We start from the raw sequence: 24193 nt of genomic DNA, 5'->3' as shown, positions 1-24193 counted from the left end.
CCAAAATAAGAAATGGAGAAACAGTTCATGAAGCAGTTCTCACGGCGCCAGATGATGGGGGCCATGGCCCTCTCCCCCCTCGTGGCCTCGCCTCTGGCGCGGCCGGCGCTGGGCCAGGCGCGCTATCCCTCCCGTCCGCTGCAGATGATCTGCCCCTGGGGGGCTGGCGGCGGCACGGATGCCACGGCGCGCATCGTCGCTGCGCTGCTGGAGAAGGAGCTTGGCCAGCCCGTCAATGTGGTCAACCGCACCGGCGGCTCCGGCGTGGTAGGCCATGCCGCCATCGCCAATGCCCAGCCGGATGGCTACACCATCGGCATCATCACCGTGGAGATCACGATGATGCACTGGCAGGGCCTGACCGAGCTGACCTATGCCAACTATACGCCGCTGGGGCTGATGAACCGCGATGCCCCGGGCGTCCAGGTCAGCGCCTCCTCTCCGTACAAGGACATCAAGTCGCTGGCCGATGCGATCAAGGCCAGCCCTCCCGGCAAGCTGAAGGCCTCCGGCACGGGGCAGGGGGGGATCTGGCACCTGGCGCTGGTTGGCTGGCTGCAGGCCATGGGGCTGGCGCCGGACCATGTGCGCTGGGTGCCCTCCAACGGCGCCGCGCCGGGCATGCAGGATCTCGTGGCCGGGGGCATCGACATCGTCCCCTGCTCGGTGCCCGAGGCCAAGGCCATGCTCGATGCCGGGCGCGCGCGCAGCCTGGCCATCATGGCGCCGGAGCGGGACCCGCAGTTCCCGGATATCCCGACGCTGAAGGAGACGCTGGGCGTCGACTACAATACCGGCGTCTGGCGCGGCATCGGCGCGCCGCTGAAGCTGCCCGCCGAACAGGCGGCCAAGCTGACCGAGGCGCTGGAGCGTGTGTACAAGTCGGCCGAATATTCCGACTTCATGAAGGCCCGCGGCTTCGGCATGGACTGGGGCGACGGCCAGGGCTTCGGCAAGGTGATGGCCGATACCGACCGCGCCATGGGCGAGGCGATGCGTGCCGCCGGCCTGGTGAAGAGCTGAGGCCAGACTGTTCCGGGAGGTCCTTGCCGGCCTCCCGGCCCCCTGGCCGGCCATCTCGGTCCGCTCCTGCCAGCGGGCGCCCTTTTCTGTCATGCGCGGCTGGTGCCGGTGGTGCCGGCAGAGCCTGCATCCGCCGGGCCGCCCTGCAATTCGGGCTCTCCGGGGCGCCGCGCCGGCTGTGCCACATGTGGGTCGGGTTCCTGCCCCGGGCGCGCGGCGGGGTGGTTTCCCGGCTTCTGCCGGTCCTGGCTCTTCATCGCGTCATCCGGCCGTTCCGGCATGGCACTGCTCCGTCCCTGTTCGTGCGCTCAGGGAACGCCCCGGCCGCCCGAGGGCTGCAAGGGCGAGAGGCACGGGAAGGCCGCGCATGACCGTCTTCTTCACCGCCGATACGCATTTCGGCCATGCCGGCGCCCGCGCGCTCTACCGCCGCCCTTTCCCTGATGTGCGGGCGATGGACGCGGCCCTGCTGGAGCGCTGGAATGCCGTCGTGGGTCCGGAGGATGAGGTCTGGCACCTCGGCGACTTCGCCCTGGGCCCGACGGAGGCGCGGATGCAGGAGCTGCTGGCGCGGCTGAACGGGCGGAAGCACCTGATCACCGGCAATAACGATGGGCCGCGCACCACCAGCCTCACGGGCTGGGCCAGCGTGGCGGCCTACCGGGAACTGGAGCTGGAAGGCGTGGGGCTGGTGCTCTGCCACTATGCATTCCGCAGCTGGCGCAGTATGGCGAAGGGCTGGTGGAACCTGCATGGCCATAGCCATGGCCGGCTGAAGCCCTTGCCCCGGCAGGCGGATCTGGGTGTCGATATCTGGGATTTCCGCCCCGTTCCCCTGGCCGACATCCTGGCCGCCCGCGGCAGCCGCCGCGCTGGCCGGGGCGAGGGCTAGCCTAGCCACCTGCCGCCTCAGCGCCCCTGCGCGGCCCTCAGGGCACGGCGCAGCTTGGCCACGCCGGTCCGCACATAGCCACGGTGGCAGAGGCGCGTGCCCTCCTCGGCCAGCCCACGGGCCGGCTGACGGGTGGCGCCGGGCAGCGGCGCCAGGCGCGCGGCCAGTTCCTCGCAATAGGCGAGGTCCGGTGGCAGGGCGCGCAGCTCTGTCGCCCCGGCCGGGCCGGACAGCCAGGTCAGCAAGGGCAGCGACAGGAACAGGCGGGATGGCATGGGCGATATCCTGCCTGCGCCTGTCCTGCCTGGGCGTGAGCGATGTATGAAGAGCCGGTCATCCGACCGGAAGTTGCAGGAACACCGTCAGCCCGGGGAAGCCGGGAATCTTGCCCTGGCCATCCTCGAACCACACGGTGCCGCCATGCAGCTGCACCACAGCCCGCACCAGCGAGAGGCCCAGCCCCGAACCCGGCGTGGCGCGCGCGCTATCGGTGCGGAAGAAGCGCTCGCCCACCCGGTCCCGGTCCTCGGCCGAAAGTCCGGGGCCTTCGTCGGTGATCCGCAGCAGCACCATGTCCTCCCGCAGACTGGCCGAGAGGCTGATGGTGCCGCCGGGCCTGGTGAACTTCACCGCATTGTCCAGCAGATTGGCCACAGCCTGCAGCAGCAGGTCGCGGTCGCCGGTCAGCGGCAGGCGGTCGGGCCAGGAGGTCCGCAGCGTCTGGCCCTTCTCCTCGGCATTGGCGCCATAAAGCTCGGCCGCGTCGGCCAGCAGCGGCACCAGGTCCAGCGGCGCGAAGGCGGCGCGGCGGGCACCCGCCTCCACCTCGGCGATCCGCAGCACGGCCTGGAAGACGCGGGTGACATTGTCGAGGTCAGCGATGCCACGCTCCAGCGCCGCCTTCAGCGTCGCGGGGTCGTCGGAGGTCTCCAGCGCCTCCTCGAGTCGGGAGCGGGCACGGGCGATCGGGGTGCGCAGGTCATGCGCGATGGCATCCGAAACGCCGCGCACGCCCTCCATCAGATGGGCGATCCGGTCCAGCATGGTGTTCATGCTGCGGCCCAGGGCCTCGAACTCGTCCTCCCGCCCGGCCAGCGGCACGCGGGGCGAGAGGTCGCCGCCGGCGATCATCGCGGCGGTGGCGGTGGCGGGGGCCAGCCGCTCCTCCAGCGAACGCCGCAGCAGCCAGGCGCCGGCGAAGGCGAAGAGGATGGCGACGCCCGCCGACCATGCCAGCCCCTCCGTCAGCAGGGCCCGCAGGCGCAGCTTTTCCGCCACGTCCCGCCCGACGGCCAAGTAGGAATTATCCGGCAGCCGCAGCACGATGAGCCGCGCCTCTCCCGGAACGTCGTCGCGCATCAGCGTGATGACATACCACTGCTGGTCGGGGGTGAAATCCTCGGGCAGGGCTTCCAGGTTGCCGGCCAGGTGGCTGCCGTCGGGGCCACTCAACAGGTAGATGGTCTGGTCCTCGGCATCCAGCGCCAGACGCTCACGGATGGCATCGGCGACCGCATCGTCACCGGCCTCCCGCCAGCGCTCCGCCAGGGCGACGGCATCGGCGCGGATGGCGGCGTCGATCTGTCGTTCCAGCGCCCCCGCGGTGCCCCACCAGAGCACGCCGGTGAAGGCCAGCCCCGCCAGCAGGAAGAGCGTGGCGAAGAGCAGGGCGATGCGGAAGCTGGCGGAGGAGAGCAGCCGCCACAGCGGCCCCGGGTGCTGCTGTGCCCGCCGCCGCATCAGATGCGGCGGCAGGGTGGCGCCGGGACGCCCGGCGGATTCGGGCCGCGGATGCGGCGGCGGCGTCACGGCTCGGCGCGGATCATATAGCCGGCGTTGCGGATGGTATGGATCAGCGGCTGGTCAAAGCCCTTGTCCAGCTTCTGCCGGAGCCGGGAGACATGCACGTCGATCACGTTGGTCTGAGGGTCGAAGTGGTAGTCCCAGACCTTCTCGAGCAGCATGGTGCGGGTGACGACCTGCCCGGCATGGCGCATCAGATGCTCCAGCAGCCGGAACTCGCGCGGCTGCACATCGATCCGCTTGCCACCGCGCGTAACGGTGCGGGAGAGCAGGTCCAGTTCAAGATCGGCGATCCGCAGCCGTGTGGTCGGCGCATCGACGGCGGGGCGGCGGCCCAGGGCCTCCACCCGCGCCAGCAACTCGGCGAAGGCGAAGGGCTTGACCAGATAGTCGTCACCGCCGGCCTTCAGGCCCTTCACCCGGTCATCGACCCCACCCAGGGCGGAGAGGAAGAGGACCGGGGTGTGGTTGCCCTGGCCACGCAGCGTTTCCACCAGCCGGACACCGTCGATGCCGCCGGGCAGCATGCGGTCGAGCACCAGCAGGTCGAAATTCTCCCCGGCTGCCATGAAGAGGCCCTCGCGCCCATTGGACACGTGCTCGACCGTGTGGCCGGCTTCCTGCAGGCCCTTCTTCACGAAGCGGCCAACTTCGGCATCGTCCTCCACCAGCAGGATGCGCATGGGTGCTGAACTCCTTCGGACTCGCAGCACGGCGCGCCAGGGCGCGTCGGGAATGGGTGCGCGCAGGATGTCCTGTCGGGCGCGGTCGCGCCAGCCCATAGCCGCAAGGCCAGCGGAGTGCCAGCCATGAGCGAAACGAGAAAAGTCGGGGCGGCGGCTTCCCGGAGGAAGGCCGCCGCCCCAGGAGGATCAGGCCGCATATGGGGGAGGATGCGTTTAACCGCGGGGGGAGCGGTGCCTGTCCCGGGAGATTAGCCGTTGCGGGCGGCCGCAGCATTGATCCATGTCATCTCAAAAGAAGGAAAACCTCCGCCGTGAGGCGTCACGTTCGGCACGTACCACCTTGCGCGCGCCATCGGCGGCGAATTGCCGGCGCTCCCGCACGCCGGGCATGCGGACGCCCCGGCTGTGGCACCAGGCGAAGAATTCGGCGGGGCGGATGGTGATGCGGATGACGCGGTATCCCTGGCGCTCATGGTGCTGCACGTCACGCCCGGCGCCCTCCCGCCAGTCATCATAACTGTCGCTCATATCCGGCATGCGCTCGCGCAGTTGATCGAAGCTGGAAGCCTCGTACCACGCGAAGCCCATGACTGGTTGCTCGTCCTTCATGGCCAGCCCTCTCACCACCCTTGCCGGCGGGGCCGGCATCATGGTGGGAGATTGCCATGGAGAGCGATCCCGCAGAACAGAATAATGTCTCTTTTTTGTGCCTCAAGACCAGAAAATGAGTAAAAGCTTTCTTAACGGCTCGACCGGCGGCCCCCCCGCTTCTTCTCCGGCTCATAGCCGCCGCCGCCAGGGCCCAGCGGCTTGGGGCGCCACTCCTTCTTCTCCTTGCCCTTGCCGTCGGCGCCACGGCCACGCCCGGCGGGGCGGCTCTCGGCGGCCCGCCGGGGCATGGCGTCCTGCATCGACCGGCCGGCGAGGTTGGGCTCCAGCCCCAGCTCCAGGTTCTCCAGCCTCTTGATCTCGTCGCGCAGCCGCGCGGCGGTCTCGAATTCCAGGTCGGCGGCGGCGGCGCGCATCTGGCGCTCCAGCTCCGCGATGCTGGCGCGCAGGTCCTTGCCGACGAAATGGCTCGGCCCGTCCTCCTCCGCGTCCGTGGGGGCGACGGTGACGTAATCCTGCTCATAGACCGATTGCAGCACGTCGCTGATCTGACGCTGGATGGTCTGCGGCGTGATGCCATGCGCCTCGTTCCAGGCCTGCTGCTTGGCGCGGCGGCGGTCGGTTTCCTCCAGCGCGTTGCGCATGCTGTTGGTCATGCGGTCGGCATAGAGGATCACCCGCCCCTCGGCATTGCGCGCGGCGCGGCCGATGGTCTGGATCAGCGAGGTGGTGGAGCGCAGGAAGCCTTCCTTATCCGCGTCCAGGATCGCGACCAGCCGGCATTCCGGGATGTCGAGGCCCTCGCGCAGCAGGTTGATGCCGATCAGCACATCGAACACACCCTTGCGAAGGTCCCGGATGATCTCGATCCGCTCCAGCGTGTCCACGTCCGAATGCAGGTAGCGGACCTTGATGCCCGCTTCCGTCATGTATTCGGTCAGGTCCTCGGCCATGCGCTTGGTCAGCGTCGTGACCAGCACGCGGCCGCCCTGGTCCATGACATCGCGGCACTGCGCCAGCAGGTCGTCCACCTGGCCCTCGACCGGGCGGATCTCCACCGGCGGATCGATCAGGCCGGTGGGACGGATCACCTGCTCGGCGAAGGTGCCGCCGGTGCGCTCCATCTCCCAGGCGCCGGGGGTGGCGCTGACGAAGATCGAATTCGGGCGGAAGCTGTCCCACTCCTCGAATTTCAGCGGCCGGTTGTCCATGCAGGAGGGCAGGCGGAAGCCGAATTCATTGAGGATGGATTTGCGCGCGAAGTCGCCGCGATACATGCCGCCGATCTGCGGCACGGTGACGTGGCTCTCATCGACGATCAGCAGGGCATTCTCGGGCAGGTATTCAAACAGCGTCGGCGGCGGATTGCCGGGACCGCGGCCGGAGAGATAGCGGGAATAATTCTCGATCCCTTTGCAGGAACCGGTGGTCTCCATCATCTCCAGGTCAAAGGTGGTGCGCTGTTCCAGCCGCTGCGCCTCCAGCAGCTTTCCCTCGGCGTTCAATTCCTCCAGCCGCTGCTTCAGTTCCACACGGATGTCGCGGATGGCCTGCAACAGCGTCGGGCGCGGGGTGACGTAGTGGCTGTTGGCGTAGATGGAGACGGCTTCCATCTCGCCGGCGATCTCGCCTGTCAGCGGGTCGAATTCCCGCAATCCGTCGATCTCGTCGCCGAAGAGGCTGATCCGCCAGGCGCGGTCCTCCAGGTGGGAGGGCCAGATATCCACGCTCTCCCCCCGCACGCGGAAGGTGCCGCGCTGGAAGCCGGCGTCGTTGCGCCGATACTGCTGCTCCACCAGCGCCTTGATCAGGTGGTCGCGGGAGATGCGGCCGCCGACCTGCAGCTTGACCACCATGTTCGAATACAGCTCGACCGAGCCGATGCCGTAGATGCAGGAGACCGAGGCGACGATGATGACGTCGTTCCGCTCCAGCAGCGCCTGGGTGGCGGAGTGGCGCATCCGGTCGATCTGCTCGTTGATCTGCGCGTCCTTCTCGATATAGGTGTCGGAGCGCGGCACATAGGCTTCCGGCTGGTAGTAGTCGTAGTAGCTGACGAAATACTCGACGGCATTGTCGGGGAAGAAGGACTTCATCTCCCCATAGAGCTGCGCCGCCAGCGTCTTGTTGGGCGCCAGGATCAGCGTGGGCCGCTGCACCTGCTCGATGACCTTGGCCATGGTGAAGGTCTTGCCGGAGCCGGTGACGCCCAGCAGCACCTGATCCCGCTCCCCCTGCCGCAGCCCTTCCACCAGTTGCCCGATGGCCGTGGGCTGGTCGCCCGCCGGCTCATACGGCGAGACCACCTTCATGACGCGGTTGCCCGAGGGAGCCGGGCGCTTGGGCGGGATGAAGGGGGAGGCGGCGGGAATGGTCAGGCTCATGATCGCGGCAGGCTCCCGGCAAGGACGTGGGCTGCAATGTGGGGGTGGCGGCCGCGGAACGCCACATTAAAGAACGCTTCGTGAACGAAGACCTGGGATGCTCAGGAAGCCCGGCGCGGCCAGGCGGCGATGATGGCGCCGCCCAGGATCATCCCCGTGCCCAGCAGCAGGTCCGGGCCCAGCGCCTCCCCCAGCCAGAAGGTGGCGAGGACCAGCCCCGCCGCCGGGCTGAGCAACAGCCCGATGGAGGAGACCACCGCCGGCATCCGCATCTGCACCTGCGCCGAGCACCAGAGCGCGACCGGCCCCACGACCACCCCGAGGAATGCCAGGGCGGAAAGGGCGCCGGTATTCCAGGTGCCCAGCGGCTGGGTCAGGGCCAGCGGCAGCGTCAGCAGTGTCGCCAGGCCGAAGCACCAGGGCAGCAGGTCCAGCACCGGGCGGCTGGGAGGATAGCGGCGCAGGACCACGATGGCGGCGGCCCAGCAAAGCGCGGCCGCCAGCAGCAGCGCATGGCCGAGCAGCACGGCGGGGGAAGACCAGTCGATGCTCCAGGGGCTGCTCATCACCATGACGCCACCCAGCGCCAGCAGGGCCGCCAGCCAGCGGCGCGGCGGGATCGCTTCCCGCAGCAGCAGGACGGAGAGCGGCACCACCCAGAGCGTGGTGGCGCAGGAGAGGATGGCGGTGCGCCCCGCCGGGATCCAGGTGACCGCGATATAGCCGAGGGTGAAGAAGCCGGTGATCTGCAGCAGGCCGAGCGTCAGCACCGCGGGCCAGTCCGCCGGTGCCGGCCAGCGCAGCCGCCCCAGCATCAGCATCACCGCCGCGCTGACGAGGCAGGAGAGGCCGATGCGCCCCACCAGCAGCCAGAGGGTCGGCGCCCCTTCCATGACGGCGAAGCGGGTGAGGGGCCAGCCCGCCCCCATCAGCAGCACCGCGATGACGAGGTTCAGCCAGTCGACCTGCCGGGTGGCCAGGCGTGCCGGCATGGCCAGGGTGGATGCGGGGGATCGGGCAGGCGTCGCGCTCATCCGCGCGACGGTGGACCCTGCGGCCGATTCGGTCCAGGCGGGAAGGTGGCAGTTACTTCTCGACGAAGGCCTTTTCGATCACATACTGGCCCGGGCGGCTGTTGGCACCTTCCTCGAAGCCCATGCCTTCCAGCAGGCCCTTGGTCTCGGCCAGCATCTCCGGGCTGCCGCAGAGCATGATGCGGTCATGCTCCGGCGTGAAAGCGGGCAGGCCGAGATCGCTGAACAGCTTGCCGCTGCGGATCAGGTCCGTCACGCGACCCTGGTTGCGGAAGGGCTCCCGCGTCACGGTGGGGTAGTAGAGCAGCCTGGGGGCGATCATCTCGCCCAGCAGTTCGTCCTTCGGCAGCTCGTTCTCGATGAAGTCGCGATAGGCCAGCTCCTTCACCTCGCGCACGCCATGCAGCAGCACCACGCGCTCGAACCGGTCATAGACCTCCGGCTCACGGATCAGGGACATGAAGGGGGCGAGGCCGGTGCCCGTGCCATAGAGCCAGAGCGTCCTGCCCGGCAGCAGCGCATCCGTCACCAGCGTGCCGACCGATTTCTTGCCCACCAGGATCTCGTCGCCCGGGCGGATATGCTGGAGCCGGCTGGTCAGCGGCCCGTTCGGCACCTTGATGGAGAGGAACTCCAGATGTTCCTCATAATGTGCCGAGGCGACGGAATAGGCGCGCACCAGCGGCTTGCCGTCCACCACCAGCCCGATCATCACGAACTGCCCGGCCTGGAAGCGCAGGCTGGGGCTGCGCGTGCAGCGGAAGCTGAACAGGCGGTCTGTCCAGTGATGCACCTGCTCCACGGTTTCCGTGAAATAGGCGGCATGGGCGGATTTCAGCGGCGGGCGGGTCTCGGCATTCATAGGAGAGAAATGGCCTTTTCCGAATGCCGGGCAAGGCTGAGCCTGGCATTAATGGCTTGCAAGCGGGCGTGGTTACGGTGAGCCTTCGCCTATCATGAGCACGCCCGCCAATACCACACCCGAAGATCCGCCGCTGGGCCCGGAAGTGGACCCCACGCCGCGCCCCCTGCCAGCCCGCGTGCCGCATCGCGGCGCCAGCGTGACGCTGGAACCGCTGGGCATCCGCCATGCGGAGGAGCTGTGGCAGGCCATGCAAGGGCAGGGCACGGAGCAGAGCTGGGCCTATATGGGCTACGGCCCCTTCGCCAGTTTCGCGGATTTCCGCCGTTTCCTCGGCGGCTTCGCCACCACGCACGACCCCATCGCCTGGGCGGTGCGCCCGCATATCTCCGGCGCCGCCTCCGGCTGGCTGACGCTGATGGAAATTCAGCCCGCCAATGCCGCCATCGAACTGGGGAATATCTGGTTTGCGCCGCGCATGCAGCGGAGCCGCGCGGCGACCGAGGCGATGTTCCTGCTGATGCGCCATGCCATGGACGACCTCGGCTACCGTCGCCTCGTCTGGAAGTGCAACGCGCTGAACGCGCCCTCCCGCCGCGCCGCCGCGCGGCTGGGCTTCGTCTATGAGGGTGAGCACCGCGCGCATCTGGTGGTGAAGGGGCGGCGGCGGGACACCGCCTGGTTCTCCATCCTGGCGGAGGAATGGCCGGAGCGCCGCGACGCCATCGCCGCCTGGCTGGAGGATGCCAATTTCGACCATCGCGGCGTGGCGCGGCGCAGCCTCTCCGCCGGTATATGACCCGGGTTTAATTTGCCTCCTTGTATCCGGCGGGCATGATCCGCCGGATGCAGGATGTCGCTGTTACGCTGGGAGAGGCCCCGGCGCCCTACACCGCCTTCGCCGGGAGCCGGCGGCTGGCCAGCGGTGCGCTGGCCGAGGTCGCGCTCCATGCCAAGGAGGCCCTGGACCGTGGCGTCGCGGCGCCGGTCCTGATCTTCGATAACCGCACCAGCCAGGTGGTCGAGGTGGATTTCCGCGGCCAGCCCAGTGATGTCCTGCGCCGCCTGGAGACGCCGCGCCGCCGCCCCGGCCGCCCCAGGCTGGGCGTGGTGGCGCGGGAAGTGACGCTGCTGCCGCACCACTGGGAATGGCTGAGGCAGCAGCCCGGCGGCGCCTCCGTGGCGCTGCGGAAGCTCGTGGAGGAAGCCAGCGGCGGCCAGGCCGCCCCTGACCGGCGACGGCTGGCGCTGGAAGCCTGCTACCGCTTCCTGCGCATCATGGCCGGCGACCTGCCAGGCTTCGAGGAGGCCTCACGCGCGCTTTATGCCGGGAAGCGTGCGCGCTTCGAGGCGCTGGCGGGTGCCTGGCCGGAGGATCTCGGCCCCCATGCCTGCCGGCTGGCGGCAGCAGCTTTCGAGTCCAGGCCCGAGGACGAGCCGCCCGGCATCAGATGCCGCGGATGAAGAAGACGATCTCCAGCATGTCCCCATGCGCCAGCTCGGTCGCGCCATAGGCGGCGGGGGAGAGGATCTCCTGGTTCCGCTGGACCGCCACGCTGCGGCTGCCCAGCCCCAGCGTGTCCAGCAGTACCTCCACCGTGGCTTCCCCGGCGATGGTCCGGGTCTCCCCATTCACAATGATCCTGATCACCTCGCCCATGCCGCGAAGCATGGAACGCCGGGGAGCGGGAAGGCAAGGCGGAGCATGGCCCCCGCCGCACCGCGTCAGGGAATGGCGGCCGTGGTGGAGGGGGGTTGGGCCGCTGCGGGCGAGGGCTCGGGGGTGCTGGACGGCTGGGCGGCAGCGGCCGGCGGGGACGCCGGATTGGCCTCGGGTGCCGGCTGCGGCTCGGGCGCCGCGGGGGTTTCCGGTGGCGGCAGCGCCACGGCCTCCGGAGCGGGCAGGGGGCCGGCGCCCTGCACGGTGCCGCCGGCTGGCAGTGCCTCGGTGGGCTCCGGCGCCCTGGCGCGCGACTCGGCGGCCTCGACCGGCGGCTCGGGCGGCACGGTATAATCCGGCACGATCCGGGCCTGGGCGCCGGCGATCACCAGCACCTTCTGCCCCAGCGTCAGCGGCGTCTGGTCCTTCTGCGCGACCGAGACCAGTTCCCCATCGCCCTTCCGGACGATGTATTCGAAGCCGTTGGTATTGCCGATGGCCTGCTCGCTGGCGGTGCCGAGCAGCCCGCCCAGCAGCCCGCCGCCGATGCCGCCGAAGGCCGAGGTAATGTCCCCCCCGCCGACGCGTGTGCCTACCACGCCACCGGCGGCGGCGCCGGAGGCGGCGCCCGCCGTACCATCCGCCGCGATCTGCACGGCGCGCACGCCGACGACAGTGCCCTGCTCCACCTTATTGGCCTGCTGCACCGCGCGGCCGGCATAGACATCCGGCGAGTATTCGGGTCCGCAGGCTGCGAGCCCCGCCAGCAACAGGGGGGCGAGAAGAATTCGGGCGCGGGAGAGGGAGTGCAAGGCCGATGCGTCCGCTGTGGTGGAAACCGGGCCGGAAGGTAGGGACTGGGGCGATGGCTGTCACCCCGGCACGCCAGGCCATTTCCGAGGCAACGATCCGTCATGCTCCTGGTTGACCTGGCATCGCCAACCCGGCGGAGGAACCTGAAATGTCCCATCTCTCCCCCCAGATGCGTGCCTGCGTCGATGCCTGCCTCAATTGCTATACGGTCTGCCTTTCCAGCTTCTCCGGCCATTGCCTGGAGATGGGCGGCGAGCACACCAGGCCCGATCATGCCCGGCTGATGCTGGCCTGCGCCGAGATCTGCCGCACCTCCGCCCATTTCATGCTGCTGGGCACCCCGCACCACAGGCACACCTGCGCCGAATGCGCGGAAATCTGCACCCAGTGCGCGGAGGACTGCGAGCGCCTGGGCGGCATGCAGGACTGTGTGGAAGCCTGCCGCCGCTGCGCCGAAAGCTGCCGCGCCATGGCGGCCTGAGCTTTACCCTGGGCGGCCTGAGGCCGCCCAAGGCCCGCCATTCTCCTTATAGGGACGGGCTCACGGTGCTGGCGCCGCTTGCGGTGCGGAATTGCACCGTGCTAGGCGCCGCAGCGGAAAAGTCCGTGGACGCGCGCATCGTGAACCCGCCCCTCATCCTGGTGCTGAACGGCCCCAACCTGAACATGCTCGGGACCCGGGAGCCTGAGCTCTACGGTTCGGAGACGCTCGACGATATTGAGCAGCTCTGCGCCGAGACGGCGGATGCGCTGGACCTCGCGATCGATTTCCGCCAGTCCAACCTGGAAGGGGAGCTGATCTCCTGGGTCCAGGAGGCTCGCAACACCGCCTCCGGCATTGTCATCAATCCGGCGGGCTATTCCCACACCTCCATCGCGCTGATGGACGCCCTTCTGGCATCCGACCTGCCGGTGGTGGAGGTGCATCTGACCAACATCCATCGCCGGGAATCCTTCCGGCATCTGTCCTATGTCTCGCGCGCCGCGCAGGGCGTCATCTGCGGCCTGGGCCCGCACGGCTACGCGCTGGCTCTGCGCGGCATCGCCGGTATCCTGGCCCAGGCCGAGGAGGCCTGAGCCAGCGATGCGGGAGGCAGTGGCGGCGAGACGAAACGAGGTAGCATGAGCGGCATTTCCTTCGACCCGGAGGCCATCCGCGCCCTGGCGCAGATCCTGCGGGACACCGACCTGAGCGAGATCGAGCTGGCGGATGGGGAGAGCCGCCTGCGCGTCTCCCGCACCATCGCCGCCGCGCCGGTGGTGCAGTATGCCGCCGCCCCGATGGCTGCCCCGGCCGCCCTTGCCGCGCCGGCGCCCGCCGCGCCGGTCGCTGCCGCTGTCTCCACGGATGTCACGGCCGCCACGCCGGGCGCCATCACCTCGCCGATGGTGGGCGTGGTCTACCTCGCGCCGGAGCCGGGGGCGCAGCCCTTCGTGACCGTCGGCGCCAAGGTGGCCGCCGGCCAGACGGTGATGCTGATCGAGGCCATGAAGACCTTCAACCAGATCAAGGCCCCCAAGGCCGGCACGGTCACCCGTATCCTGGTGGAGAGTGGCGCGCCCGTCGAATACGGCGAGCCGCTGCTGGTGGTCGAGTAAGGCGATCGCCATGTTCAAGAAGGTGCTGATCGCCAATCGCGGCGAGATCGCGCTGCGGGTCCACCGCGCCTGCCGGGAGATGGGCATCCGCACCGTCGCCGTGCATTCCACGGCCGACGCCACCGCCATGCATGTGCGGCTGGCGGATGAAAGCGTCTGCATCGGCCCGCCCCTGGCGCGCGACAGCTACCTGAACATGGCGGCCATCCTTTCGGCCGCGCATATCACGGGCGCCGAGGCCATCCATCCCGGCTACGGCTTCCTGTCCGAGAATGCCGACTTCGCCGAGATGGTGGAAGCGCATGGCCTGGCCTTCATAGGCCCGACGGCCGAGCATATCCGCATGATGGGAGACAAGATTGCCGCCAAGGACGCCATGCGCTCCCTCGGCGTGCCCCTGGTCCCCGGCAGCGCCGGCGCGCTCGGCAGCCTGGAAGAGGCGCGGGAGGTGGCGGAGCAGGTAAAATACCCCGTGCTGATCAAGGCCGCCGCCGGCGGTGGCGGGCGCGGCATGAAGGTGGCGCACAGCGCAGACGAGCTGGAGGAAGCCTGGCGCGTCGCCCGCACCGAGGCCAAGGCCGCCTTCGGCAACGACGCCGTCTACATGGAGAAGTACCTCGACCGCCCCCGGCATATCGAGTTGCAGGTGCTGGCCGACATGTACGGCAATGTCGTGCATTTCGGGGAGCGCGACTGCTCGCTCCAGCGCCGCCACCAGAAGCTGGTCGAGGAAGCGGGCTCTCCCGCCCTGACGCCCGATGAGCGCGAGGAGATCGGCGCCCAGGTGACGCGGGGCCTCTCCAAGCTCGGCTACCGCAATGCCGGCACGCTGGAATTCCTGTGGCAGGACGGCCAGTTCTCCTTCATCGAGATGAATACCCGCCTGCAGGTGGAGCATCCGGTGACCGAGATGGTCACGGGCGTCGATCTGGTGAAGGAACAGATCCGCATCGCCGCAGGCGAAAGGCTCGGTTACACCCAGGCAGATATCCGCTTCAGCGGCCATGCCATCGAATGCCGCATCACCGCCGAGGACCCGGAGACCTTCGTGCCTTCCCCGGGCCGGGTGACGACCTTCCACGCCCCGGGCGGGCTGGGGGTGCGGGTCGATAGCGCGCTCTATTCCGGTTATTCGGTGCCGCCCAACTACGACAGCCTGGTGGCTAAGCTGATCGTGCACGGCACCACCCGCGCCGAGGCCATCGCGCGGATGCGCCGCGCGCTGGAGGAGATGGTGGTGGACGGCATCCGCACCACCCTGCCGCTGCACCAGCGCATCATGGACGACGCGCAGTTCCAGAGTGGCGACTACACCATCCACTGGCTGGAACGCTTCGTCGGCCTGAAGGACTAAGGCAGCGGCGGGGGTTCCCGCCGCGCCACTTCAACTTCACGCTCCAGCCATCTGAATCGGGCATCCCCCGCGCGGCCTTCCCGTTGTGCGGTAACGGCCGGCCGTACCGTCGCGTCGTCTGGCCATGCGGGAGTCCTGATGAACGGAATCACCACGACCGAGCCGAGCGAGACCCTGCGCGGCGACCCGAAGGATGCGGCGCCGCCGCTGACCGAGGCGGGCGTGCAGGGGCTGGCGCGGCTGAAGCCCTTCCTGCTGCTGGCGGCCGGGCTGGTGATGGCGGCCATAGCCTTCTTCGCCCTGGATCAGCTGTCGCAGGAGCTGAATTACGGGGCGGTCGCCGCGGCGCTGGCGTCCAAGAGCACGGGGTTGCTGGCCACGGCGGTAGCGGTGGCGGCGCTCAGCTACACGGCCATGATCGGCTACGACCTCTCGGCCCTGCGGCATGTGGGGCCGCAGCCGCCGGTGCCGCCGCGCATCGGGGCGCTGGCCGCCTTCTGCGGATTCGCGCTCAGCAATACCATGGGGGTGGGGGCCTTCACCGGGGGCGCGGTGCGCTGGCGGATCTATGCCGCCGCCGGGGTGCAGCCCAGCCAGATCGCCCGGATCCTGGTCTTTGTCACCGCCAGCCTGAGCATCGGCATCTTCTTCGTGGCCGCCCTGGGCGTGCTGCTGGAAGCCGGCCAGATGGAGGACTGGTTCGGCCTGCCAGCGCCGTTGCTGCGCGTGTTGGCGGGGCTGTGCCTGCTGGCCATGGCCGGCATCGCCGTGGCGGGGCGGCGGCGGCGCGTGGCGCTGCGGCTGGGGCCCATCACCCTCCGCGTCCCCAGCCTGAAGCTGCTGCTGGCGCAGGCGGTGATTTCCATCACCGACCTCGGCCTCGCGGCAGTGGTGCTCTGGCTGCTGCTGCCGGAGGGCACCGTGGGGCTGTCCTCCTTCGCCGCGCTCTATGTCGTGGCCATCGCCATGGGTGCCCTCAGTCACCTGCCCGGCGGGATCGGCGTGTTCGAGGCCGTTGTGCTGCTCGCCTTCAAGGATGGGCCGGTGCCGCTGGACCAGGTGGCGGCGGCCCTGCTGCTCTACCGCGCCATCTACTTTCTTCTTCCGCTGATCATGGCCGTGGTGCTGCTGACGGGCTTCGAGCTGCGGCACCGCATCCCCGCCCTGAAGGGCGGCGCCAGGGCGCTGCGCGCCTCCACCCGGCTGATGCCCCGCTTCCTGGGCGTGCTGGCCTTCGGCGCGGGCGCCGCGCTGGTGATGGGCGGCATCGCGCCGCCCGTCGATGTCTTCGAGCCCGGCTTCAACCTGCCGGTGCCGCAGCCGCTCTTCGAGGCTTCCCACCTCCTCTCCTCGGTGGGCGGGCTGGCGCTGCTCTTCGTGGCCTATGGGCTGGCGCACCGGCTGGACGGCGCCTGGTGGCTGGCACTGCTGCTGGCGCTAGGCGGGTTGGTGCTCTCCACCCTGCGCGGCAGCGGCTTCCTGGAACTGTCGCTGCTGGCCCTGCTGGCCGTGGCGCTGCTGACCTCCCGCCGCCGCTTCGACCGCCGGGCACGGATGCTGACACCCAGCCTCACCCCTGGCTGGTGGCTGGCCGTCGCCTGCGTGCTGGCCGCCGCGGTCTGGCTGCTGTTCTTCGCGCACCGGGATATCGAGTATTCCCGCCAGCTCTGGTGGCGTTTCGAGCTGGACGAGAATGCGCCGCGCGCCATGCGCGTCACCCTCGCCACGGTACTGCTGGCCGGCGCCGCAGGGCTCTGGACCCTGCTGCGCCCCGCGCAGGCCCGCATTGCCCGCCCCACGCCGGAAGAGCTGGCCCATGCCGTGGCCATCGTGGAGGCGCAGGACCGCGCCGATGCCAACCTGGTCCGCATGGGCGACAAGGCGCTGCTGATGGCGCAGGAAGGCGATGCCTTCATCATGTATGGCCGGCGTGGCCGCTCCTGGATCGCGCTCTACGATCCCGTGGGCCCGGCCGAGCGGCGCATGGAGCTGGTCTGGCGCTTCGTCGAGCTGGCCGATGCCCAGGGCGGGCGCGCCGCCTTCTATCAGGTCCGGCCGGATACACTGCCGCTCTATATCGATGCCGGTTTGCAGCCGCTGAAGCTGGGGGAGGCTGCGCGGGTCCGCCTCGCGAGCTTCGAGTTGAAGGGCAAGGCCCGCCAGCCGCTCCGGACCGCCATAAACCGCGCCGAGCGGGAGGGTGTCACCTTTGAGCTGCTGCGCCCCGAGGACGTGCCACCGATCCTGCCGGAGCTGGAGGAAGTCTCCCGTCTCTGGCTGGAGCAGCACAAGGCGCGGGAGAAGGCCTTCTCGCTGGGTGCCTTCGAGCCTGACTACGTGGCCAGCCAGCCCCTGGCCGTGGTGCGCGGGGCGGACCGGCGTGTCATCGCCTTCGCCACGCTGCTGGATACACCGCGCACCCGCAGCGACATGTCGGTGGACCTGATGCGGCACCGCCCGGACATGCCGCCGGGCACCATGGACTTCCTCTTCACCCGCCTGCTGCTGATGGCGAAGGAGCAGGGCTATGCCTTCTTCGACCTGGGCATGGCGCCACTGTCCGGCCTGGCCGCCCACCGGCTGGCGCCGATCTGGTATCGCCTGGGCGGGCTGGTCTTCCATCGTGGGGAGCGCTTCTACAACTTCCGGGGGCTGAGGGCCTTCAAGGAGAAGTTCGATCCCGTCTGGGAGCCACGCTACCTCTGCGCGGCGGGGGGGCTGGACCCCTGGGTGGTGCTGGCGGATGTGGCGGCGCTGCAATCGGGCGGGCTGCGAGGGGTGATCGGGAAATGATCAGGATGATGCGGCGGCGCCTTCTGCTGGCCGGTGCCGGCGCCGGGCTGGCCACGGGCCTGCTGGCCCGCCCGGCCCTGGCGCAGCGCGATACCTCCCGCTGGCTGATCGAGCTGCCCGCTACCCGGAACCCGCGCCGCGATGTCTTCGCCATCATCCTCTCCGGCGATGGCGGCTGGCGGGATATCGACCGCACCCTCGGCCGCAACTTCCGCGACCGCGGCATGTCGGTGGTGGGGTTCGACTGCCTGAACTGGTTCTGGACCCGCCGCCGGCCGGAGGAGGTGGCGGCCGAGCTGGACCGTGTCGTCGCGCTCTACGTGGAGAAGTGGGGGATCCCGAAGGTGGCCATCATCGGCTATTCCTTCGGCGCCGACATCATACCCGGCACCTGGCCCCGCCTGAGGCAGGAGACACGGGACCGCGTGGTGCTGATCTCCCTGCTGGCCTTCGCCAGGGAAGCGGCCTTCGAGATCAGGATCGGCGATTTCATCGGCTTCGCGCGCCCCACGGCGGTGCCGACCCTGCCGGATGTGCCGAACCTGCCGCCGGAGCTGGTACAATGCATCTATGGCACGGATGAGAAGGCGGAAACCGGCTGCCTGGCCTTTCCCTCCCCACCCGCGCAGGTGATCGGCATCAAGGGGGGACATCATTTCGACGAGAACTACACGGCCCTGGCCGAACGCATCTATGCCCGCCTGCCGCCCCGCCCGGCGTGACCGGCGTTGGGTGCTGGCGCGGGGGCGGAGTTCAGGCCCATCATAGGCGCCGTGTCCAGGCATACCGTGCATATCACGCCTGAGCTGCTTGTCCGGGCCTATCGCGCCGGCCTCTTCCCCATGGCCGAGTCCCGCTCGGCCGCGCAGCTCTACTGGCTGGACCCGGAAATGCGCGGCGTGCTGCCGCTGGGCGGGTTCCACCTGCCGCGCCGCCTGGCGCGCACCGTGCTCTCCGGCGCCTTCACCGTCACGGCCGATACCGCCTTCGCCCGGACCATCGCCCTTTGCGCCGCCCCGGCACCGGGACGGGAGGACAGCTGGATCAACCCGGAGATCGAGCAGCTTTTCAACGCCCTGCACCAGAGCGGCCAGGGCCATTCCATCGAGGTCTGGCAGCAGGGGCGGATGGTGGGCGGGCTCTATGGCGTGGCGCTTGGCGGCGCCTTCTTCGGGGAGAGCATGTTCAGCCGGGTGCGCGATGCCTCGAAGGTCGCGCTCGTGCATCTGGTGGCACGGCTGCGGCTGGGCGGTTTCACCCTGCTGGATACCCAGTTCCTCACCGGGCATCTGAGCCAGTTCGGCGCGATGGAGATTCCCCGGACCGCCTATCGCCAGCGGCTGGCGCTGGCGCTGGAAGTGCCGGCCCGCTGGCTGCCGGCGCCCGAGGGACTGGAGGACGAGATCCGCGCCATGCGCGCCGCCCCTTGAGGCCAGCCTGAAAACAACGAAAGGCGCCGAAGCGCCTTTCGATCCGCCGGAGCGGCAATCCCGTGGGGGAGGGGGCGGACCCCCTCCACCGGATCAGCGGGAGTAGAACTCGACCACCAGGTTCGGTTCCATCTGCACCGGATAGGGCACGTCCGACAGCTTCGGGGCGCGCAGGTAGCGGCCCTTCATCTGGCGGTGGTCCACTTCCAGATACTCCGGCACGTCGCGCTCGCCGGACTGGGCGGCGTCGAGCACGGCGACCAGCTGCTTCGACTTCTCCTTCACCTCGATCACGTCATTGTCGCGGACGAGGTAGGAGGGGATGTTCACACGCTTGCCGTTGACCGTGATGTGGCCATGGTTGATGAACTGGCGCGCGGCGAAGGGCGTCATCGCCAGCTTCATGCGGTAGATCACCGCATCCAGGCGGCGCTCCAGCAGCTCGATCAGGTTCTCGGAGGTGTCGCCCTTACGGCGCACGGCCTCTTCGTAGTACTTGCGGAACTGCTTCTCGCCGATGTTGCCGTAGTAGCCCTTGAGCTTCTGCTTGGCCATCAGCTGGATGCCGAAGTCGGTCGGCTTCTGCTTGCGGCGCTGGCCGTGCTGGCCGGGGCCATACTCGCGCTTGCTGATGGGGGACTTGGCGCGGCCCCACAGGTTGACGCCGAGGCGGCGATTGATCTTGTACTTGCTTTCCGCGCGCTTCGTCATGCGGCGGGCTCCTTGTTCTGATGCGCCCCCGCCTTGATGGCCGGGTGTCGCTGATTGTCCCGGTAGTCCCAGGGCGGGCATGCCAAGGGCGGGGCGCAGGACTGGCCTGCACCCGCTTTCCCGGAAGGGAGCCGGCGTTTAGCCGCCGGCCGCGCGGCTTGTCAAACCTGCCGCCGCCGCCTACTGCCGATTCATGGTGACACGCGCACAATTATTGATCCTGGGCCTGACAGCCGGAGTGACGGGCAGCCTGGTCGGTGGGCTGATGCTGGGGATCGGGCTGGGGCTGGTGGTCAACAACGTCCATGCCGGCTGGCTGCTGGTGCTGCCCGCGGCGCCGATTTCCGGCCTGCTGGGTTACTGGCTGGCCAGGCGGCTGGCGCGTCAGGCCGGGTTGAACGGCTGAGGCGCCACGGCCTGGCTGCGGCGGGCCCGGAGCCTTGACCCGGGCCAAGCGCCGCCGACGCGGCGCCGGCGGCGCTTGGCATGACGCTGCGGGCATGAAAAAGGGGAAGGCACGGGCCTTCCCCTGGTTCCGGCCGGCCGGGGCGGCTCAGGCCGCCATCAGTGCCTCGGACTGGCGGCGCACCATGTCCTGATAGGGACCGGGGCGGCGCATCAGCATCTCCGGCGAGCCATCCTGCACCACCTGGCCGGCATCCATCACCACGATGCGGTCGAAGTTGGACAGGGTAGCGAGACGGTGCGCTACGGCGATGACGGTGCGGCCTTCCATCAGCCGGTCCAGCGCCGCCTGCACCTCGGCCTCGCTCTCCGAGTCGAGCGCGGAGGTCGCTTCGTCCAGCAGCAGGATCGGCGCGTTCTTCAGCAGGGCGCGGGCGATCGCCAGCCGCTGCCGCTGTCCGCCCGAGAGCTTGGCGCCGCGGTCGCCCACGATGGTGTCGAAGCCTTCCGGCAGCGCCTCGATGAATTCGCGGCAGCGGGCGGCCTCAGCGGCGGCCAGCACTTCCTCGTCCGTCGCATCGGGGCGGGCGTAGCGGATATTCTCCAGCACCGAGCGGTGGAAGAGCGAGACATCCTGCGGCACGACCGCGATCATCTCCGCCAGGCTCTCCCGCGTCGCCAGGGCGATGTCCTGGCCATCGATCGCCACCTTGCCTTCCTGCGGCGCGGCATGGCGCTGCAGCAGGGTCAGCAGGGTGGACTTGCCGGCGCCGGAGCGGCCGACGATGCCGACCTTCTGCCCGGCCGGGATCGCGAGCTGCATATGCCGCAGGATGGGCTCGCTGCCGGCGGGGGCGGCGGGGTAGCGGAAGGTGATGTCATCGAAGATCACCTCGCCCACCGGGCGGTCCGCCGGGGATTCCAGGTTGGTGGCGTTCTCCACATCCGGCATGTCATGCGCCACCAGAAGGGCGGCCAGCGCCTCCCGCATCCGCGCCACATACTGCGTCAGGTCCACCAGGGCCATCGCCAGGTCGCGGCTGGCATGCAGAATGGTGAAGCCGAGGGTGCAGACCAGCACGATGTCGCCCGTGGTGGCGCGGCCGATCTGCCAGAGATGCACGGCCCAGCCCAGCAGGCAGGCGGTCAGGACCGCCGTGGCGGCGCCATGCACCAGCCGCAGCTTCTCCAGGTAGCGCAGGCTGGCGCGGCGGGCGCCGGTCTCGGCGGCCAGGGCCTGGTCCAGCCGCGTCCCCTCCCGCCCGAAGGCGCCGAAGGCGCGGACGAGGGCAAAGTTCTGCACCACATCCACCAGCTGGCCATCCACGGCGGCAGCGCGGCCGGCGAAGCTGTCATGCAGCTTCTCGCCCCGGCGGCCGAGGGTGGCGACGCCGGCTGCCAGCGTGCCGGCGGCCACGACCAGGCAGCCCGCCATGATCGGGTCCACGCTGGCCAGGAAGCCGATGGCCAGCACCACCGCGACGGCGGGCGGCACGGTATGCCAGGTGAAGTTCTGCAGCAGGGTGAAGGCGGCGGTGCCGGTGGCGCTGATGCGGCTGGCCAGCGTGCCGGCCGAGCGGTTCGCGAAATAGCCGGGGGCATGGCCGGAGAGGTGGCGGAACAGCTCCGCCCGCATGGAGGCCGTGGCCCTCGGAAAGCGGTCCGCCGCGATCCAGCCGCCGACGCGCCAGAGCATGTTATCCGCCGTGATGATGCCGGCCAGGATGGCGAAGGCGGTCCAGACCGCCGTGGCGGCGATCTGGGACGGATTGCCCGAGAGGGTGTCGATCAGGTGCTTGACCGCGTAATTCGCGCCCACGGAGCAGCCGACCGCGCCCAGTACCGCCAGCATGATGACCAGATGCGACCCCGCATGCGGCCGCAGGTGCCGGAACAGGAAGGCGACGGGGCGGCGCGCATAGCGCAGCACCTCGGGCTCGCCCTGGTGGCGGACAGCCCCGGTGGAGCTGGGATGATGTTTGGCGGGCTTGGTACCGGTGGGCTGCATGGGAGAAGTCAGCGCCTCCTGAGAGTGGGCTCCGCGGCACACAAGCGCATGATCTCCGCGCCGCTTCCACGTTGCGAGCGACGTAACAACCCCATCGCGTCGAAATCATGGCGATGTCTGCCGAATCCAAACCGCATTCGTCCTTCAAGTTGCGCATCAGGCTCAACAAGGACGGAGACCGGAACCCGATGCGCATCGCTCAGATCGCTCCCCTGACGGAAGCCGTGCCGCCGAAGCTCTACGGTGGCACCGAGCGGATCGTCTCCTACCTGACCGAGAGCCTGGTGGAACTCGGCCATGAGGTCACGCTCTTCGCCAGCGGGGATTCGGTGACCGCGGCCACCCTGGCGCCGATGAGCGCCAAGGCCCTGCGCCTCGACCCCTCGGTGCGCGATACCAATGCGCCGCTGACCATGATGCTGGAGACGGTGTACCGCCGCCGGCACGAATTCGACGTGCTGCACTTCCACCTGGACTATCTGCCCTTCTCGCTGTTCTCGCGGCAGAGCACGCCCTTCCTGACGACCATGCATGGACGGCTGGACCTGCCGGAGCTGCAGCCGGTCTTCGATGCCTTCCGGGACATACCGGTGGTGTCGATCTCCAACGACCAGCGCAAGCCGCTGCCGCAGGCGAATTTCGCCCGGACCATCTACCATGGCCTGCCGGAGAAGCTGCTGACCCCGCGCACGGACACGGCGCCGGGCTATCTGGCCTTCCTCGGCCGCATCGCGCCCGAGAAGCGCTGCGACCGCGCCATCGAGATCGCCATCGCCACCAATACCCCGATCAAGATCGCGGCAAAGGTGGACCGGGTGGACGTGAACTACTACGAGCAGAAGATACGCCCGATGATGGACCACCCGCTGGTCGAGTTCATCGGCGAGATCAACGAGCAGCAGAAGCCCGCCTTCCTTTCCGGCGCCAAGGCCCTGCTGACGCCGATCGACTGGCCGGAGCCCTTCGGCCTCGTGATGATCGAGGCGATGGCCTGCGGCACCCCCGTCATCGCCTTCCGCCACGGTTCGGTGCCGGAGGTGGTGGATGAGGGCGTGACCGGCTTCGCGGTCCAGAGCATGGAGGATGCCATCGGGGCGGTGGGCCGCTTGGACAGCCTCCCCCGTGCCGCCGTGCGCGCGCGGTTCGAGCAGCGCTTCACCGCCCGCCGGATGGCGGAAGACTACGTCGCTCTGTATGAGGAACTGGCGCAGAGCCGCGTGGCGGAGATGATGGTGGCGGCCGAGTAACCCGCTCCCTTCATTCGGCGCGGATCAATAAGGGCGGGCGGGGATTTCACTCAGGCCCGCCTTTTGCGTTGCCGTATTCGTGAAGACTTTCGTAAGGATAGGTCTTCGCGAAAAATGTTACTCCGCTGGCGTGAAATGCCGTGCTAAGCCTTGTCGTTAACGGAAACGTGATTCCGGTTGGCCCTTCATCAGCACGGCTACAGGTAGGCATGTATAACCAAGCCCCGGTTCCCAACCGCCTGTCCGGAAGGTCGGGACCGGATGGCCTGGCTCTGGCCAGGCTGCTGATCACGGCCCCGCACCTTATGCCGGGAGGCATTCCATGACCCTGCTGCCGCATACCAGCGACGGCTGGATCCTGCGCCTCGCCGAGGAAGCCGACCTGCCGGGCATCCTCGTCATCCAGAACGACGTCATCGCCAATACCACCGCCATCTATACCGATGCGCCGGAGACGCTGGAGCAGCGGGCGGCCTGGATGGAGCAGCGGCGTGCCCGCGGCTTCCCCATCCTGGTGGCGGCCTGCCCGCGCACCGGCGCGGTGCTGGGCTTCGCCAGCTTTGGGGATTTCCGTCCGGGGTGGTTCGGCTATCGCCACACGGTCGAGCATTCCGTGCATGTGCATGCCGACGCGCGCGGGCGAGGCATCGGCCAGACCCTGGTCGCAGCGCTGCTGGAGGAGGCACGCAGCCTCGGCAAGCATGTGATGGTGGCCGCGGTGGACGCGGCGAACGAGCCGTCGCTGCGGATGCACGAGAAACTGGGCTTCAGCCGCGTCGCGCTGATGCCGCAGGTCGGCTGCAAATTCGGCCGCTGGCTGGACCTGGTGCTGCTGCAGCTGGTGCTGCAGGAGGGGCCGCCGCTCTGAAAGCCGGCGGCG

General features: G+C 69.2%; 26 protein-coding genes. 14 read left to right on the top strand and 12 right to left on the bottom strand.

The window, feature by feature from the left end:
• Positions 1-27 precede the first annotated feature (27 nt).
• Positions 28-1023, top strand: a complete 996-nt coding sequence (locus IAI58_RS15340) for a tripartite tricarboxylate transporter substrate binding protein (protein ID WP_207445793.1) — start codon at positions 28-30, stop codon at positions 1021-1023.
• Between the two features lie 89 nt (positions 1024-1112).
• Here IAI58_RS15340 and IAI58_RS15335 read toward each other — a convergent pair whose 3' ends face one another.
• A complete protein-coding gene (locus IAI58_RS15335; protein WP_207445792.1) occupies positions 1113-1304 on the bottom strand; it encodes a hypothetical protein in 192 nt (63 codons plus the stop codon).
• 86 nt (positions 1305-1390) lie between these two features.
• Between IAI58_RS15335 and IAI58_RS15330 the strand changes: the two genes are divergently transcribed.
• The gene (locus tag IAI58_RS15330; protein ID WP_207445791.1) at positions 1391-1915 is read left to right on the top strand and encodes a metallophosphoesterase family protein; all 525 of its coding nucleotides are present in this window, start codon (positions 1391-1393) and stop codon (positions 1913-1915) included.
• A 17-nt stretch (positions 1916-1932) separates the two neighbouring features.
• On the opposite strand, the gene IAI58_RS15325 is transcribed toward IAI58_RS15330, so the two are convergent.
• From IAI58_RS15325 to IAI58_RS15295, 7 genes are all read right to left on the bottom strand, one after another.
• Positions 1933-2190: a hypothetical protein gene (locus tag IAI58_RS15325; RefSeq protein WP_207445790.1), complete on the bottom strand. Its 258-nt coding sequence runs from the start codon at positions 2188-2190 to the stop codon at positions 1933-1935.
• Between the two features lie 58 nt (positions 2191-2248).
• On the bottom strand, positions 2249-3724 hold the full coding sequence (locus IAI58_RS15320) for a sensor histidine kinase (RefSeq protein ID WP_237182868.1): 1476 nt from the start codon (positions 3722-3724) through the stop codon (positions 2249-2251).
• The gene (locus tag IAI58_RS15315) at positions 3721-4401 is read right to left on the bottom strand and encodes a winged helix-turn-helix domain-containing protein (protein WP_207445789.1); all 681 of its coding nucleotides are present in this window, start codon (positions 4399-4401) and stop codon (positions 3721-3723) included. The genes IAI58_RS15320 and IAI58_RS15315 overlap by 4 nt, the downstream gene beginning before the upstream one ends.
• 291 nt (positions 4402-4692) lie before the next feature.
• Positions 4693-5013 carry a hypothetical protein gene (locus tag IAI58_RS15310; protein WP_207445788.1) on the bottom strand — a complete coding sequence of 107 codons (321 nt, stop codon included), beginning with the start codon at positions 5011-5013 and terminating at the stop codon, positions 4693-4695.
• A 131-nt stretch (positions 5014-5144) separates the two neighbouring features.
• On the bottom strand, positions 5145-7397 hold the full coding sequence (gene uvrB / locus IAI58_RS15305) for an excinuclease ABC subunit UvrB (protein ID WP_207445787.1): 2253 nt from the start codon (positions 7395-7397) through the stop codon (positions 5145-5147).
• 101 nt (positions 7398-7498) lie between these two features.
• Positions 7499-8389 (bottom strand): DMT family transporter, encoded by an 891-nt coding sequence (locus IAI58_RS15300; RefSeq protein WP_207445786.1) that lies wholly within the window; start codon positions 8387-8389, stop codon positions 7499-7501.
• Between the two features lie 94 nt (positions 8390-8483).
• A complete protein-coding gene (locus IAI58_RS15295) occupies positions 8484-9293 on the bottom strand; it encodes a ferredoxin--NADP reductase (RefSeq protein WP_207445785.1) in 810 nt (269 codons plus the stop codon).
• 94 nt (positions 9294-9387) lie between these two features.
• Here IAI58_RS15295 and IAI58_RS15290 point away from each other — a divergent pair, with 94 nt between their 5' ends.
• The gene (locus IAI58_RS15290; protein WP_207445784.1) at positions 9388-10092 is read left to right on the top strand and encodes a GNAT family N-acetyltransferase; all 705 of its coding nucleotides are present in this window, start codon (positions 9388-9390) and stop codon (positions 10090-10092) included.
• 47 nt (positions 10093-10139) lie between these two features.
• Positions 10140-10757 (top strand): DUF2239 family protein, encoded by a 618-nt coding sequence (locus IAI58_RS15285; RefSeq protein WP_207445783.1) that lies wholly within the window; start codon positions 10140-10142, stop codon positions 10755-10757.
• Here IAI58_RS15285 and thiS read toward each other — a convergent pair.
• Entirely contained in the window at positions 10741-10953 is a 213-nt protein-coding gene (gene thiS, locus IAI58_RS15280) for a sulfur carrier protein ThiS (RefSeq protein ID WP_237182259.1), read from the bottom strand. The two genes, IAI58_RS15285 and thiS, sit on opposite strands and share 17 nt — an antisense overlap.
• A 65-nt stretch (positions 10954-11018) precedes the next feature.
• Positions 11019-11765 (bottom strand): hypothetical protein, encoded by a 747-nt coding sequence (locus tag IAI58_RS15275; RefSeq protein WP_237182258.1) that lies wholly within the window; start codon positions 11763-11765, stop codon positions 11019-11021.
• 149 nt (positions 11766-11914) lie between these two features.
• Between IAI58_RS15275 and IAI58_RS15270 the strand changes: the two genes are divergently transcribed.
• From IAI58_RS15270 to aat, 7 genes are all read left to right on the top strand, one after another.
• Positions 11915-12247, top strand: a complete 333-nt coding sequence (locus IAI58_RS15270) for a four-helix bundle copper-binding protein (protein WP_207445781.1) — start codon at positions 11915-11917, stop codon at positions 12245-12247.
• 140 nt (positions 12248-12387) lie between these two features.
• Positions 12388-12843 carry a type II 3-dehydroquinate dehydratase gene (gene aroQ / locus IAI58_RS15265; protein ID WP_207445839.1) on the top strand — a complete coding sequence of 152 codons (456 nt, stop codon included), beginning with the start codon at positions 12388-12390 and terminating at the stop codon, positions 12841-12843.
• A 45-nt stretch (positions 12844-12888) separates the two neighbouring features.
• Positions 12889-13365 (top strand): acetyl-CoA carboxylase biotin carboxyl carrier protein, encoded by a 477-nt coding sequence (accB, locus tag IAI58_RS15260; RefSeq protein WP_207445780.1) that lies wholly within the window; start codon positions 12889-12891, stop codon positions 13363-13365.
• Positions 13366-13375: 10 nt separating this feature from the next.
• Positions 13376-14719 carry an acetyl-CoA carboxylase biotin carboxylase subunit gene (accC, locus tag IAI58_RS15255; protein ID WP_207445779.1) on the top strand — a complete coding sequence of 448 codons (1344 nt, stop codon included), beginning with the start codon at positions 13376-13378 and terminating at the stop codon, positions 14717-14719.
• A 138-nt stretch (positions 14720-14857) separates the two neighbouring features.
• Positions 14858-17512, top strand: a complete 2655-nt coding sequence (mprF, locus tag IAI58_RS15250; protein ID WP_207445778.1) for a bifunctional lysylphosphatidylglycerol flippase/synthetase MprF — start codon at positions 14858-14860, stop codon at positions 17510-17512.
• A 5-nt stretch (positions 17513-17517) separates the two neighbouring features.
• The gene (locus IAI58_RS15245; RefSeq protein ID WP_207445777.1) at positions 17518-18234 is read left to right on the top strand and encodes an AcvB/VirJ family lysyl-phosphatidylglycerol hydrolase; all 717 of its coding nucleotides are present in this window, start codon (positions 17518-17520) and stop codon (positions 18232-18234) included.
• Between the two features lie 51 nt (positions 18235-18285).
• Positions 18286-18942 carry a leucyl/phenylalanyl-tRNA--protein transferase gene (aat, locus tag IAI58_RS15240; protein WP_272877180.1) on the top strand — a complete coding sequence of 219 codons (657 nt, stop codon included), beginning with the start codon at positions 18286-18288 and terminating at the stop codon, positions 18940-18942.
• A gap of 93 nt (positions 18943-19035) precedes the next feature.
• Here the strand turns inward: aat and rpsD are convergent, their stop codons facing one another.
• On the bottom strand, positions 19036-19653 hold the full coding sequence (gene rpsD, locus IAI58_RS15235; protein ID WP_207445776.1) for a 30S ribosomal protein S4: 618 nt from the start codon (positions 19651-19653) through the stop codon (positions 19036-19038).
• A gap of 238 nt (positions 19654-19891) precedes the next feature.
• Between rpsD and IAI58_RS15230 the strand changes: the two genes are divergently transcribed.
• Positions 19892-20059, top strand: coding sequence for a hypothetical protein (locus IAI58_RS15230; RefSeq protein ID WP_237182866.1), 168 nt, complete (start codon positions 19892-19894; stop codon positions 20057-20059).
• Positions 20060-20206: 147 nt separating this feature from the next.
• Here the strand turns inward: IAI58_RS15230 and IAI58_RS15225 are convergent, their stop codons facing one another.
• Entirely contained in the window at positions 20207-22066 is a 1860-nt protein-coding gene (locus tag IAI58_RS15225; RefSeq protein ID WP_207445774.1) for an ABC transporter ATP-binding protein, read from the bottom strand.
• Positions 22067-22254: 188 nt separating this feature from the next.
• Here IAI58_RS15225 and IAI58_RS15220 point away from each other — a divergent pair, with 188 nt between their 5' ends.
• Complete coding sequence (locus tag IAI58_RS15220; protein WP_207445773.1) at positions 22255-23313, top strand: glycosyltransferase family 4 protein; 1059 nt, start codon at positions 22255-22257, stop codon at positions 23311-23313.
• Between the two features lie 322 nt (positions 23314-23635).
• Positions 23636-24181 carry a GNAT family N-acetyltransferase gene (locus IAI58_RS15215; protein WP_207445772.1) on the top strand — a complete coding sequence of 182 codons (546 nt, stop codon included), beginning with the start codon at positions 23636-23638 and terminating at the stop codon, positions 24179-24181.
• Positions 24182-24193: the final 12 nt, after the last annotated feature.

The sequence above is a fragment of the Roseomonas marmotae genome, from assembly GCF_017654485.1.
Classification (GTDB): Bacteria; Pseudomonadota; Alphaproteobacteria; order Acetobacterales; family Acetobacteraceae; genus Pseudoroseomonas; species Pseudoroseomonas marmotae.
The sequence above is the reverse complement of the archived record's forward strand: the minus strand, read 5'-3'. Positions and strand labels throughout refer to the sequence as shown.

Bases quoted from the DNA above. Each gene is read 5' to 3' on its own strand.
- IAI58_RS15325 (WP_207445790.1), bottom strand. From the start codon at position 2,190: ATGCCATCCCGCCTGTTCCTGTCGCTGCCCTTGCTGACCTGGCTGTCC.
- IAI58_RS15330 (WP_207445791.1), top strand. From the start codon at position 1,391: ATGACCGTCTTCTTCACCGCCGATACGCATTTCGGCCATGCCGGCGCC.
- IAI58_RS15340 (WP_207445793.1), top strand. From the start codon at position 28: ATGAAGCAGTTCTCACGGCGCCAGATGATGGGGGCCATGGCCCTCTCC.
- rpsD (WP_207445776.1), bottom strand. From the start codon at position 19,653: ATGACGAAGCGCGCGGAAAGCAAGTACAAGATCAATCGCCGCCTCGGC.
- mprF (WP_207445778.1), top strand. From the start codon at position 14,858: ATGAACGGAATCACCACGACCGAGCCGAGCGAGACCCTGCGCGGCGAC.
- IAI58_RS15295 (WP_207445785.1), bottom strand. From the start codon at position 9,293: ATGAATGCCGAGACCCGCCCGCCGCTGAAATCCGCCCATGCCGCCTAT.
- IAI58_RS15270 (WP_207445781.1), top strand. From the start codon at position 11,915: ATGTCCCATCTCTCCCCCCAGATGCGTGCCTGCGTCGATGCCTGCCTC.
- IAI58_RS15220 (WP_207445773.1), top strand. From the start codon at position 22,255: ATGCGCATCGCTCAGATCGCTCCCCTGACGGAAGCCGTGCCGCCGAAG.
- IAI58_RS15290 (WP_207445784.1), top strand. From the start codon at position 9,388: ATGAGCACGCCCGCCAATACCACACCCGAAGATCCGCCGCTGGGCCCG.
- accC (WP_207445779.1), top strand. From the start codon at position 13,376: ATGTTCAAGAAGGTGCTGATCGCCAATCGCGGCGAGATCGCGCTGCGG.
- accB (WP_207445780.1), top strand. From the start codon at position 12,889: ATGAGCGGCATTTCCTTCGACCCGGAGGCCATCCGCGCCCTGGCGCAG.
- IAI58_RS15315 (WP_207445789.1), bottom strand. From the start codon at position 4,401: ATGCGCATCCTGCTGGTGGAGGACGATGCCGAAGTTGGCCGCTTCGTG.
- IAI58_RS15245 (WP_207445777.1), top strand. From the start codon at position 17,518: ATGATGCGGCGGCGCCTTCTGCTGGCCGGTGCCGGCGCCGGGCTGGCC.
- IAI58_RS15285 (WP_207445783.1), top strand. From the start codon at position 10,140: ATGCAGGATGTCGCTGTTACGCTGGGAGAGGCCCCGGCGCCCTACACC.
- IAI58_RS15300 (WP_207445786.1), bottom strand. From the start codon at position 8,389: ATGCCGGCACGCCTGGCCACCCGGCAGGTCGACTGGCTGAACCTCGTC.
- IAI58_RS15335 (WP_207445792.1), bottom strand. From the start codon at position 1,304: ATGCCGGAACGGCCGGATGACGCGATGAAGAGCCAGGACCGGCAGAAG.
- uvrB (WP_207445787.1), bottom strand. From the start codon at position 7,397: ATGAGCCTGACCATTCCCGCCGCCTCCCCCTTCATCCCGCCCAAGCGC.
- IAI58_RS15310 (WP_207445788.1), bottom strand. From the start codon at position 5,013: ATGAAGGACGAGCAACCAGTCATGGGCTTCGCGTGGTACGAGGCTTCC.
- thiS (WP_237182259.1), bottom strand. From the start codon at position 10,953: ATGGGCGAGGTGATCAGGATCATTGTGAATGGGGAGACCCGGACCATC.
- IAI58_RS15225 (WP_207445774.1), bottom strand. From the start codon at position 22,066: ATGCAGCCCACCGGTACCAAGCCCGCCAAACATCATCCCAGCTCCACC.
- IAI58_RS15215 (WP_207445772.1), top strand. From the start codon at position 23,636: ATGACCCTGCTGCCGCATACCAGCGACGGCTGGATCCTGCGCCTCGCC.